7 protein-coding genes are annotated in these 12277 nt (G+C 64.0%); 1 reads left to right on the plus strand and 6 read right to left on the minus strand.

The genetic code is table 11. The features are described 5' to 3' along the window. Positions 1 to 45: 45 nt before the first annotated feature. The 6 genes from AOP77_RS09190 to AOP77_RS09215 form a co-directional block, all read right to left on the minus strand. Complete coding sequence (locus tag AOP77_RS09190; RefSeq protein ID WP_062212775.1) at positions 46 to 3738, minus strand: glycosyl hydrolase 53 family protein; 3693 nt, start codon at positions 3736 to 3738, stop codon at positions 46 to 48. Between the two features lie 109 nt (positions 3739 to 3847). Further along, the gene (locus AOP77_RS09195) at positions 3848 to 4906 is read right to left on the minus strand and encodes a glycosyl hydrolase 53 family protein (protein WP_062212778.1); all 1059 of its coding nucleotides are present in this window, start codon (positions 4904 to 4906) and stop codon (positions 3848 to 3850) included. A 48-nt stretch (positions 4907 to 4954) separates the two neighbouring features. After that, a complete protein-coding gene (locus AOP77_RS09200; RefSeq protein WP_062212781.1) occupies positions 4955 to 5842 on the minus strand; it encodes a sugar ABC transporter permease in 888 nt (295 codons plus the stop codon). Positions 5843 to 5844: 2 nt separating this feature from the next. Next, positions 5845 to 7458 (minus strand): ABC transporter permease subunit, encoded by a 1614-nt coding sequence (locus AOP77_RS09205; protein ID WP_062212783.1) that lies wholly within the window; start codon positions 7456 to 7458, stop codon positions 5845 to 5847. Between the two features lie 105 nt (positions 7459 to 7563). Continuing rightward, positions 7564 to 8838 carry a sugar ABC transporter substrate-binding protein gene (locus AOP77_RS09210; protein WP_062212785.1) on the minus strand — a complete coding sequence of 425 codons (1275 nt, stop codon included), beginning with the start codon at positions 8836 to 8838 and terminating at the stop codon, positions 7564 to 7566. 153 nt (positions 8839 to 8991) lie between these two features. Continuing rightward, complete coding sequence (locus tag AOP77_RS09215) at positions 8992 to 11025, minus strand: beta-galactosidase (RefSeq protein ID WP_062212787.1); 2034 nt, start codon at positions 11023 to 11025, stop codon at positions 8992 to 8994. Positions 11026 to 11225: 200 nt separating this feature from the next. Between AOP77_RS09215 and AOP77_RS09220 the strand changes: the two genes are divergently transcribed. Continuing rightward, positions 11226 to 12242 (plus strand): LacI family DNA-binding transcriptional regulator, encoded by a 1017-nt coding sequence (locus tag AOP77_RS09220; protein WP_062212789.1) that lies wholly within the window; start codon positions 11226 to 11228, stop codon positions 12240 to 12242. The last annotated feature ends 35 nt before the right edge of the window (positions 12243 to 12277 follow it).

Consider the following 12277-nt stretch of genomic DNA (forward strand, 5'->3'; position numbering starts at 1 on the left):
GGTGGCCAGGCGCGGAGGAGTGCGCCCGGCCACCACAACTCTGGCCTAGTTCGTGCGGCGCCTTGAGTGACGCGTGATGAGTAGACCTGCCGCCAACAGCGCCAGCGCGATTGCTACCATCACCGCCGCATCGGTACCCGTCGTGGACAACGCATCGTCGTCCGTGGAGACAGGTGCGTCCGCCGTGTCATCAGCGGCCGCAACCACCGTGATCTCGTACTCGGCGATGAGGCTATTCGCGTCGTCGTAGGCCTGGAGGTGGTGCACGCCAGGTTCGAGATTCATTGGGATCGTGACGGTGACGGTCGCCTCACCGTTAACCACCTGGGCCGTCGCGAGCTGCTGGTAGGTGCTTGCGATGCCGACCTCGACCTCATCACCGGTGAGTCCGGTGAGCGTGAGGTCGAATGTCTGACCCGGGACCACCGAGGTGAACGGCACGTGGAACGTTGCTCCGGCCGACGGGGTCGAGTCCGAGTCCTCATCGGTTCCAGAGTCCGCACCCCCACCCGCGCCGGCGTCCCCGTCCGCACCTGAGTCGCCGCCGGTGCCGGATCCGTCGTCTGGGTCCGTGCCGGTTCCCCCGTCGGTGCCATCGTCCGGGTCTGTACCGGTGCCGTCGTCGGGATCCGTACCGTCCTCCGGGTCGGTGGCCTCGACCAACGCCCCGAGCGCCGTGGTGATCGCGACTGTGGCGTCGTCCACCTGCTGCTGAGTCCGTCCCGACGCCGCGAGCACAATCTGACCGCGGTTCACAGCCACGTCGAGGGAGGCCACAGACTCCGCCGTGAAGGCTTCTCTGTCGATGGCACCCGCAGTTGAGATTGCGTCCTCGAGCGTTGCCGCATCGACGCCGCTGGCGTCAGCCACGCGTATCAGTGAAACTTGGTCAACCCAGCCCCAGTCGCCGACACCCCAGTCCCCCCTCACCTGTACGGTGAGGATGCCGTTGTCGCCAACAACTGCATCGACGCTCGGCGTGGACCAGTTGCCCCAGCCCAGCAACTCCATTGGCACCGTCAACTCAGCGTCCCCGGGGTTGGCGACGAGCTCGACTGCGGCACTCGCCTCACCCTCGTCCGCGCCCATCAATCCCGCACTCAGGCGGTATACGCCGGGTGCGAGACCGTTGACTTCCTGAGTGGCGCTGAACTCGAAAGGCTCCCCTGTCGCGGCGTCGGACCACATGTTGAGGGCGAAAGACCCGAACGCGTCGCCGGTGTCCATTACCCAAAGTGTCCCGGTATCCGCGTTGGCGGGCCAGGGGTCAGCGATGATCTGCCACGGAGTCACATCGTCGACGCCGCTCTCGAAGCCGCCGTTGAGGATCCAGTTGCGAGCCGTCACGGTTACGGTGGCGGTCGCTGCCCAGCCGTTTTGGGACACACCATGGACGACGTAGGTGCCCGGCGACGTGATGAGGTCCAACACGTCGTTCCAGATCACCGACTCCGTGGTGGTGGACTCGTCAAAGGCCTCCACCGTCACCGTGCCCGGAAGCACAATCTCGTCCCCCTCAACCGACTCCACCACTGCAGGGTGAACCGTGGGGTCTGGCACTGTGGCCTCGCCCGTGGTCAGTCCATCGATGGCACCTCGCAACTGAGTCCAGGCGGCGTCAACGGCAGCCTTGCTCGGAGCGGGCGAGTCGAACACGAACTGAGCTCGGCGCTCACCCTTGTCGAGCGCGGCAACAGAGGACACCGTGTAGCCCTCGCGGTCGATCGCATCGGCTTCGGCTGCCAGGGCCTCGAGTGCCGAGGTATCTGCGGTCACAGTTTCCGAGTCGGCAACGAGTGCAAAGTTGTCGATTGTGCCCCAGGAGGCTGCTGGCAGGTTGAAACTCGCGGAGATGGTGACAACACCATCGGCGCCAACGTTGAGCAGTTCCGTGGTGGGAGTCTGCCAGTTCAGGTACCCGTCGAGCGTTGCCGGAGCGTTGACGGTCGAGATCCCCGACGCCGCCGCGATGCTAATGACGCCGGTCGTGCCGCCGTCACCCTGCATCTTGGCTGACAGCCGATAGGTGCCTGCTGGAACTCCGGTGATTACCTGCTGAAGTCCAAAGCTGAACGCATTCGAGGAATAGAAATGCGTCGACTTTGACCCTTCGAACGGGTCGTCGTTGGCGCTGATCGTGTATCCCGAACCGGTACCTGTCCATGGCTCGACGCCACTCTCAAAGCCGGGGTTCAACACGAAGTTCTCGCCAGAGCTACCCGCCTCAAGCACGGTAATACTCGCGGTAACCGCAATATCAGCGGTTGTCGTTCCCTTGATGGCGTAGACGCCGGGCCCCGTGATCCACGCGGTGGAGGCGGACCACGTCACGTCCTGATACTCCGTCACTCCGTCGGTGTAGCGAACGTCGACAGCGGACGGCAGGGTGACGGTGTCGCCGTCGGTGACGGTGATCAACGGTGCAACCACGGAGTCGAACTCGCGCGGGCCGACCGAACCGGTGCGTGCGTACTCATAGACGTTGAGCGACTCGAGAGGGTAGCCATTGAAGTCGAAAAGTGCCTGGTTGTCCCAACCGGAGCCGCCATACGCGTCTGCGGGGCCCTCGACCTCGTCATTCGGGTCGTAGAAGTGCTCGGCGTAACTCGTCGCCCAACCGGAGCCGAACTCCTCCCACTTCTCCCAGTTGCTGTCGTAGTCGGACGGCGGGCCCACCGGGAGCCACGCGGGCTCCCAATAGAAAGTTCCCAGTCCCTTGCCGTCGGACACCTTTGCCACCGCCTGCATGACGTCGCGGACGGCGAGTGCCTGTCCCTGAACCGAGGAGGAATAGGCACTACTTGCGTTGGAGGCCTTGATGACGTTAGTGGTCCCATCGCCATCCTCGAGCGTGTAGTTCCAGGAGGTCTCGGCGACCACAACCTCCTTGTCATAGGTCGTCGCAATTTGGTCCAGCACCGAGGTGAGGTTGTCGAGGGTGCCGTGCCAGAACGGGTAGTACGAACTCGCGAAGACGTCGTAATCCACGTTGCGGTCGTCGAGAGCCTTTGCGACAGTCGCGTACTGACCAGCGCGCTCAGGGTTGGTGAAGTGGACCGCGACCTTGACGTCGCTGCTTAGCGTGTCTCGCACCGCCTCGGAGCCTGCCTGAAATAGCTGAGCGGTGTTGTCCCAACCACTGGTTCCGGCAATCTGACCGCCTGTGGTCTCGTTGCCGATCTGAACCATGCCCACATCTACACCGGCGTCATCCATGTCCTGCAGCGTTTGTGCTGTGTAGTCATAAAGTGCGGTGGCGCGGTCTTCAAGCGTCAGTCCGGCCCAGTCCCGCGGCGCGACCTGCTGACCAGGGTGCGCCCAGAAGTCCGAGTAATGGAAGTCAACGAGCACCTTCATGCCCGCGTCGGTCGCGCGCTTGCCGATCTCCGTGGCGCGAGTGGCGTCAACGTTGCCGGCGCCGTATCCGTTGCCGTCATCGTCAAACGGGCTATTCCACACGCGAATGCGCGCATAATTCACGCCATGGTCCGCGAGCACCTCGAAGAGGTCCGCCTCCGCGCCCGAGTCGTCGCGGAATATCACGCCCGACTCCTCGAGCGACAAGATTGACGAGAAGTCCGCCCCGTTGATGAAGTTGTCGCCCATGCCCTCAACTTTGGGGACGGTAATCCCGGCCTCGATGGGGTCATCGTCCGCTGCGACGGCAACGGGCGCTATCGCGACCATCCCCATCGCCATGGCACTGGCGGCTGTGACCGCTCCCAGTCTGCTGCGCATTGCATCTCCCTTGATCTTCTTTGACCTGACTCGGCGCGTCGATTGACGGCCGGCTACTGCTACTAGGTGACCCGCGGGGTCCTAACTCGGACTCGCGGCGACGCCGCGATCACGCATCCTCCGGGCGAAGCTCAAATCCATCGATGAAGCCCCAGTCCTCGCCGCCGAGCGTGCCGGTGACCGCGATGGTCGCGACACCATCCTCACCCACGAGGATTCCCGGCACGGCGGTTGCCTGTCCCTGCACGCTCACTGGGTAGGCCGTCGCCAGATCAGCGGTGCCGACGACGTTGGGAGAGCCGTCGCCGTCCTCGAGGGTACGCACCCAGGAGGTCTCGGCGACCATGACCTGCTTGCCGTAGGTGTTCGCGATGTCGCTGAGCACCGCGGTGAGGTTCTCCGTGGTGCCATGCCAGAACGGGTAGTACGAGCTGGCAAAGACGTCGTAGTCGACGTCAAAATAGTCGAGGATGGAGGCGTATCTCGCGTAGGCGCCTTCCTTTTCGGGGTTGGCGAAGTGCACAGCCACCTGAGCGTCCGGATACACGTCGCGGACAGCCGCGCTGCCCGCGGAGAAGATGGCCGCAATGCCAGCCCACGCGGTCACGCCTGCGACGCCGCTATTGGTCTCGTTGCCCACCTGGACTACACGAACGTCGACCCCCGCGTCCTTCATCGTGGTCAAGGTCTGGTGGGTGAACTCCCCCGCGACTGCGGCACGCTCTTCATCCGACGTCTCTTCCCAAGACTTGGGCGCGCGCTGCTTTGCAGGATCCGCCCAGAAGTCCGAATAGTGAAAGCCGACCAGCACTCGCAGGCCAGCGTCGGTCGCGCGTCTGCCGATCTCCGTCGCGCGAGCGGCGTCGGTGGTGCCGCCGCCGTAACCCTGGCCATCAGCATCGTGCGGGTCGTTCCACACGCGTACGCGCACGTCGGTCACGCCGTGCTCGGCGAGCACGGCGAAGAGATCCGCGGGCGTGCCGGCGTCGTCGCGAAAGATGACGCCGCTGGCTTCGAGCGCCAGCACTGAGGACACGTCGACTCCGTTGATGAAGTCCGTGGGGAGGCCGTCGACCTTGTCGACAACGATTCCGGCGTCTATCACTCCGGAATCGGTACCGGTCGTCGCGGGTATGCCCGCGCCCACTCCAATGGCGGCTACAGCCACGACGGCGCCTCCAATCCACAGACCTCGTTGTCTCATAAGTATTGCGTGCTAGCCCTTGACGGATCCGGCGGTAAGACCACCCACGATGTACTTCTGAAGGGCGAGGAAGAGCGCCAGAACCGGCAAGGATGCGACCACGGCGCCGGCGGCGAAGAGCCCCCAGTTGCTGGTCAGCTGGTTGGAGACCCACTGGTACATGCCCACCGCGAGCGTCCACTGGTCCGGCGACACGAGCACGATCTTGGCGAGGATAAAGTCACCAAAGGCGGAGATGAACGCCAGCAAAGCCACCACCGCGAGGATGGGAGTCACGAGCGGCATAATCAGGCGCCAGTAGATCTGCGCATGCGTGGCCCCATCGATCTTCGCGGCCTCGTCCATTTCCTTGGGAATCGAGTTGAAGAAGCCGTACATCAGGAAAGTGTTCGCGCCCAATGCGCCGCCCAGGTACACACAGATGAGCGCGATCTTCGAGTTGATTCCGAGTGCCGGGGCCACGTTTCCCAGTGCCGTCAGCAGCAGGAAAACGGACACAAACGCGACCGTCTGCGGGAACATCTGAACAATCAGCAGCGTGGTCAGGCCGGGCCGGCGCCCCTTGAAGCGGAAGCGTGAGAAGGCATACGCCGCCGCCGCCCCCATCAAGACAGCACCTACGGCGGTGGCGCCGCCGACGATCAGCGTGTTGCCCACCCACGTCCAGAACGTGGTCTCGCCCAGTGCCTGATAGTTGGCGAACGAGATGTCGCTAAACAGGTTGCTCGAGCCAGTGAGGGTCCCCGATTCTGACAGCGACGCCGACAGCACGTAGACCAGCGGGAAGATCGCATAGAACGCGATGATGGCGGCGAGCGGATACTTCCACCCCACCTCGGCCCACCAGCGACTGCGGCGCGTGGGAGAGCGACGGGCTACTTTGACGGTTTGCTCGGACATCTCTAGATCTCCTCGAGCTTGCGGGTCTGACGGAATGCGACTGCGGAGATGATTCCCACGATCACGAAGACGATGATCGACAGCGCCGACGCGAGGCCATAGTCGGCCACACCACCCGAGACGCCGGAGATCTTGTAGATCGCGGAGATCAGGATGTCAGTGGAGCCGAGGCCACTAGTGCCTGGGAAGGCGGGACCTCCCTCGGTGAGCATGTAGATAATCGTGAAGTTGTTGAAGTTGAACGCGAACGAGGCAATGGCCAGGGGCGCAGTGGACACCATGAGCAGCGGCAGCGTGATGGAGCGGAACTGACGCCAGCGCCCGGCACCGTCAATCTTCGCGGCCTCCATCGTTTCTCCGGAGAGCGCCTGCAAGGCGCCAGTACAGACTAGGAACCAATACGGATAGCTCAGCCATAGGTTGACCCACAGGATCGCGAACCGCGCGAGCCACTCGTCGCCCAGCCAGTTGATATCCGCACCAAAGAAGAACAGGTCGTTGATGACCCCGAACTCCTTGTTCAGCATGCCCCGCCACAGGAGTGCCGACATGAATGCCGGGAACGCGTACGGGAGGATGAACAGGGTGCGGATAAACTTGCGTCCCTTGACCCTCTGGTCGTTGTAAATCATCGCGAACAGGAGCCCGAGGCCAAAGCTCGTGAGCACCGTCAGGATGGCGAACGCGAAGGTCCACAGAGTCACCTCGAGCAGCGGCCCCGCAAGCGCGGTATCGGTCACGGCGCGCTGGAAGTTGTCAAAGCCAACGGTGACGACCCAGCCCGTCGGCAGCATCGTGCCGTCCTCGGCAACAAAGTTGCCGCTCGCCGAGGCCTCGTACACCGTGCCGGTCTCTGTATCCGTCAGCGTCTGGGCGTCGGGGTCCCATTCCATCGTCGATTTATAGATCGCACCCGTCTGCCCCTCACGGGTGCGAATCGATCCGTCCTCGGCATCGTCGGAGACGGGAACGCGCAGGTTAACTACGGTGTCCTGCAAGTCCTGGTCGCTAAAGAGGTCACTACGGGGCACGATCTCCCAGCCGGGTACCTCCGTGGGAGTCCCCGAGGCATCGACTGCCGCACCGTTGACGGGTGCGAGGGGGTCCTCCGCAGTTCCGACCTCGACGAACCCGTCGTCGTTGATCGCGAAGCCGATGGTGTCGCCGTCACGCACCACGGCGAGGGGGTAGGAGACCGAATCCGGCACTCGGTGCTCCGCCTGGATGAGCGCTGCGTCGACCGCTTGCTGCTCGTTTCCGGCGTGGCCCGTGCCGTAGTTCGTGAAGGCCACATAGCCCGTGTAGCCAAGCGTGAAGATTTGGAAGACAAAGAGGAACACGAGGCCAGGGAGCATGTACTTCAGCGGCATCGCCCGCTTGGTGAAATAGACCACATCGGCGACGACCAGGAGTACGACGGAGGCACCCAGGATGACCCAGGCCTCGACGTTAATGGCCGACATGATGATGCTGATGCCGAGCGCGTTGATGACTGCCATCACGAGCAGCTTCACAAAGAAGCCCCAGCCCATGCCATGCAGGTTACGCGCGTGGGACACCCGAGGCTCGGGGTGCTGGCCGGGCCGGTTCACCGCGGCTGCCGCGTCTTTCGACATTATGTCTCCTGGAATTTCAATCAGTATTGCCGTAGGCCGGCCGTCAAGCGCGAAGAGGTGGTGCGTGGGGCGAAACGCCGGGGCGTCCCGCCCCACCTCAAAGAACTAACCCTCGAGTGACTTCTCGAGCTCGGTCACCATGTTGTCCCAGGTCGACACCGGCTCTGCACCAGTGATGATCTGAATCTCGGCGGCGTTCCACAGGTCCCACACGTTGCCCATCTCGGGGATGGAAGGCATAGGGACACCAGCGGCGGCCGATGCGACGAATCCTGCGGTGATGGGGTCGGACGACACCTCATCGGCGAGTACCGATAGCGCGGGAAGGCGAGGGTCTGCCTCGTACAGCGTGCGCTGTGCTTCCGCGGTAGCCATGTAGTTCACCAGGAAGTCGTTCGCAAGCAGAGCATTGTTGCTCTGCGAGCTGAGGTAGAAGCCCTGCACACCGACGAACGGCGCGGCAGTCTCGCCGCCGGCGGAGACCATCGGCGAGACGACGAGGTTCATGTCACCACCGTCGAAGAACGGCATCCACGGACCCTGCATGATGAACGGCGACTTGCCATCAGAGAACAGCTGGTTGGAGGTGTCGTAGTCAATCGTGTCGGAGAAGATTCCGGTGCCCTTGGCGCCGTTGTCGTAGAGGAACTGAGCGAAGGCCTCGCCATTCTCGCCGCCCATTCCGACTTCGTTGGTGTAGGACCCGGACTCGTCCTGGACGAACACGGGTGCGCCGAATGACGTCTGTAGCGGGTAGGCGCTGTAGCCGTCGCCCGAGGCACCGTTGGTAAACAGAATGAAGGGACGGTCTTCGAAGCCAGCTTCGTTGGCCATGGTGATCATCTCGTCCCACGTCGTGGGAGCGGTGTCGCCCACCAGGTCCGCGTTCTGGATGAGCGCGATCGCCTCGGTCGAGTACGGAAGGCCATAGAGCTGGCCGTCATACGTCATGGCGTCGAGCGCGACTTCCTGAAAATCATTTGCTTTGTCGCCAAGGTCGATGGTGTCGACCACCCCGGCCGTGACAAGTGCGCCCAGCCAATCGTGTGCGCCAACGGTGATGTCGGGTCCTTCCCCCGTAGGCACTTGAGCCACGAAATCGTTGCGGAGGTCCTCGAAGTTCTTCTGAACCAAGGTGACGGTGGCACCCGTGTCGGTCTCGAACTGTTCAGCCGCAGCCTTGAGCGCACCTTCGCGCTCAGCGTCGGTCCACACCACCAGCTCGGCACCGGTGCCGTCGATTGCAGGAGCGTCGGACGGTGACGTCGATGCGGCAGGCGCGGTCGATGCCGACTCCGCGGGCTCCGGGTCAGAACTGCACCCGGCGATCAGGGCTGCGGTCGCGACAAATGCGACGCCAATTCCAAACTTGTTACGCATGGATTTTCCTTCCAGAGTGAGGTCGCGCTGTGCGTCTCTGGCGAGATCGCGACATTGCGATTGGGTACTACGAGCGACGGGTCGGGCGACCCGGCCGCGGGTGGAGAGTGTGAACGCGCCGATGCTTAGGACACCAGCGCCTAGGAAGTCAGGTCAGCGCTCACCGCCTTCGGGTGACTTCGCGGTACGCACAACGGCACATCCGCCGGCGACGATGGTGAGCTCCCGGGCGACGCTGCGACCGGTGAACATTTCAATGCCAGATGCGGGCACTGTGACGGGCGCATCGCAGTGATTGATTGCTATCAGGTAGTCGGCCTCAGGGCTTTGGCGCATCACAACCTCGAGCCCCTCGGGACTCCCTGCGAGGACCAACCCAGCGTCGGCGTAGGCCGCCGCCATCAAAGGTCCGAGTTCGTCGACGCTCAGATGGGTGCTGACGTACCACCCATGGCCGGCGCCGTGCGAATTGCGCGTGATCGCGGGCGATCCGGCGGCGGGTCCGTCGACGTACGTGCCGATGACTTCTGCGCCATCGAGCACGAGGTCCTCCTGCCAGGTGTCGGCCGCAAGCGTCAGTCCATCTCCGTGGGTCCAGGCGATCTTTGCGGTCTCGCTCTCACGCATCGGCAGGTATTCGGCGACGGTCACCCCGAGCGCAGCTTTCAGGGGTGCGCCGTATCCGCCCTCGTGGACAGACTCATGCTCGTCGACGACTCCCGAGAAGTACGACACCACCAGCGTGCCACCTGCCTCGACATACCGCGCAAGGTTTTCGCCGGCATCGGCCGTGAGGAGGTAGGAGGCAGGAGCCACCACCATCTTGTACTTACCGAGGTCCTGAGTGGGGTGTGCGAAGTCCACCGTCACCCCGTCCCGCCACAGCCGCTCGTAGTAGGTGCGCATGCGCTCGCGGAACTGCGCGTCGTCGGACGGACGCCACTCGAGATCCTGCGCCCAGAGCGACTCCCAGTCGTACAACACCGCGACATCGGCGTCGACGCGCGATCCCTTCGCCTCCTCGAGCGCTCCAAGCCGTCCGCCAAGGTCCACGACCTCGCGGAACACGCGGGAGTCCGCGCCGGCGTGCGGCAGCATCGCCGAGTGGAACTTCTCCGCGCCGGAACGTGAGGCCCGCCACTGGAAGAACAGGATTGCATCAGCGCCGCGCGCAAAGTGGGAAAGCGAGTTGCGGCACATCTCGCCCGCAGATTTGGCGATGTTGCGGCCCTGCCAGTTCACGGCGGAGGTGGAGTGCTCCATCAGAATCCAGGGCGCACCGCCCGCGACCGAGCGCGTGAGGTCCGCCGCGAGCGCAAGGCCCACGTGGGACTCGGGGTCCTGAGCCCAGAGGTAATGGTCGTTGGCGACGATGTCGACCTCGCGAGCCCACTTCCACAGGTCGAGGTTCCACGACTGGTGTGCCATGAAGTTGGTGGTGACGGGCTTGTCGCTAAAGGCACGGATCGCGTCCCGCTCGGCGCGGTAGCAGGCACGCAGTTGGTCGTCGGTGAACCGCGCCCAGTCGAGCTTCATCGCGGGGTTAGGGGTCGAGGCGGTAACAGCGGGGGCGATCACGTGATCCCACTGGTCATAGTGCTGGCCCCAGAAGGCGGTGCCCCATGCTGCATTGAGACCGTCGAGCGAGCCGTAGCGGTGGGCCAGCCATTCACGCCACGCCGCGACCGATGCGGGCGAGAAGTCCTCGCCCACGGGCACACCGTATTCGTTGTGCACGTGCCACATGACAACGCCCGGGTGGGCTGCGTAGCGCTCGGCAAGTGCGCCGGCGATGCGAGCCACCGCGGTGCGGTACGCCGGGTGCGAATGCGACATCATGCCCCGCGAGCCGAAACCCAGGGCAACGCCGTCCGCACGCACGGCGCGCGCTTCGGGATAGTTCGCGAACATCCAGGCAGGGGCCGAGGCGGTGGGCGTGCCCAGGTCAACGGAGATGCCGTTGGTGTGGAGGAGGTCGATGACCTCGTCGAGCCAAGCGAAGTCGAACACACCCTCGCTGATCTCGATCAGACCCCACGAGAAGATGCCAACGCTCACGAGGTTGACCCCGGCCTCGCGCATCAGCGCGACGTCCTCGTTCCAAGTTGCTCGCGGCCACTGCTCGGGGTTGTAGTCCCCGCCGTAGGCGATGCCTGGAACGCTTGGCCAACTGCCTTGCGTCGTCATGCCACTCCCTTGTGTTGATTCGGGCTTTCGGTCGAGTCACTGTGTCGGAACTGTGTCAAAACTGTGACCGGTCACAGTTCTATCCCAGATTGACGCCGCCCCGCAAGTCGAAAGCCGCCTCGTTACCGAACTGTGACCGTTCCCAGCGTTCTGTTGCCTTCTTTCATGCGAGCATCCAGAAATGCCGCTAGGCTCACCACGTGGAAACCACGCCGACAAGCAAACGCAAGCCGACCATCCGCGATGTCGCGGCGGCGGCTGGCGTCTCCCGTGGGACGGTCTCCCGCGTCATCAACGGCGGCCACTGGGTCTCGCCCGACGCCAAGGCCGCCGTCGACCAGGCCATCAAGACCACCGGCTACTACGCCAACGCGGCCGCCCGCAGCCTCGCCACCGGTCGATCCAACTCGGTCGCCTTTCTACTAACTGAGCCACAGCACCTGCTGTTCGCGGATCCCACGTTCTCACTGCTCCTACGAGGTGCAGCACAGGAACTTTCGCAGCGTCATATGACCCTGGTCCTGCTCGTCGCGGGAACGCCCGAGGAGCACGTTAATGTGGCGCAGTACCTGGGTGCTGGCCACGTCGACGGCGTGCTGCTGATCTCCTCCCACGAGTCCGACCCGCTGCTCGAGTCGTTGATCGCCACCGGCGTGCCCACCGTCGCCTGTGGAATCCCGCTCGGCCACGCGAGTGACATGCCCACAGTCTCGGTGGACGAGATTGTCTCCGCGCGCACCGCCACCCGCCACCTCGTGGAGCGCGGTAACCAGCGCATCGGCATGATTACAGGCCCCGCCGACACCCCCGGCGGCCGTTACCGACTCGTGGGCTTCCGCGAGGAATTGGGCGACAATTTTGATCCGAACCTCGTCGAGCCCGGCGATTACTCCATGGCGTCCGGCGCCGCAGCAATGGCGGCGCTGCTCGAGCGCGCCCCCGACATCGACGCCGTGTTCGCCGCATCTGATTCCATGGCCGCAGGCGCGGTGGGCGTCCTCCGCAAGGCTGGCAAGCGCATTCCTGAGGATGTCTCGGTGATTGGATTCGACGACTCCGGGCTCGCCCTGACCGTCGAGCCGCCGCTGACCACCATGCGCCAGCCGTTCGAACAGATCAGCTCGGAAATGGTCGGGCTGCTGCTGCACGTGATTGAAGGCGGCACCAGCAAGTCCGTCACGCTTCCCACAAGCCTGGTGGTCCGCGACAGCACTTAAGTAAACCTTTGTGCTCAGGCCCGCCGTGTGGCTAC

It is taken from the genome of Demequina oxidasica (assembly GCF_000975115.1).
Classification (GTDB): Bacteria; Actinomycetota; Actinomycetes; order Actinomycetales; family Demequinaceae; genus Demequina; species Demequina oxidasica.

Bases quoted from the DNA above. Each gene is read 5' to 3' on its own strand.
- AOP77_RS09205 (WP_062212783.1), bottom strand. From the start codon at position 7,458: ATGTCGAAAGACGCGGCAGCCGCGGTGAACCGGCCCGGCCAGCACCCC.
- AOP77_RS09200 (WP_062212781.1), bottom strand. From the start codon at position 5,842: ATGTCCGAGCAAACCGTCAAAGTAGCCCGTCGCTCTCCCACGCGCCGC.
- AOP77_RS09190 (WP_062212775.1), bottom strand. From the start codon at position 3,738: ATGCGCAGCAGACTGGGAGCGGTCACAGCCGCCAGTGCCATGGCGATG.
- AOP77_RS09215 (WP_062212787.1), bottom strand. From the start codon at position 11,025: ATGACGACGCAAGGCAGTTGGCCAAGCGTTCCAGGCATCGCCTACGGC.
- AOP77_RS09210 (WP_062212785.1), bottom strand. From the start codon at position 8,838: ATGCGTAACAAGTTTGGAATTGGCGTCGCATTTGTCGCGACCGCAGCC.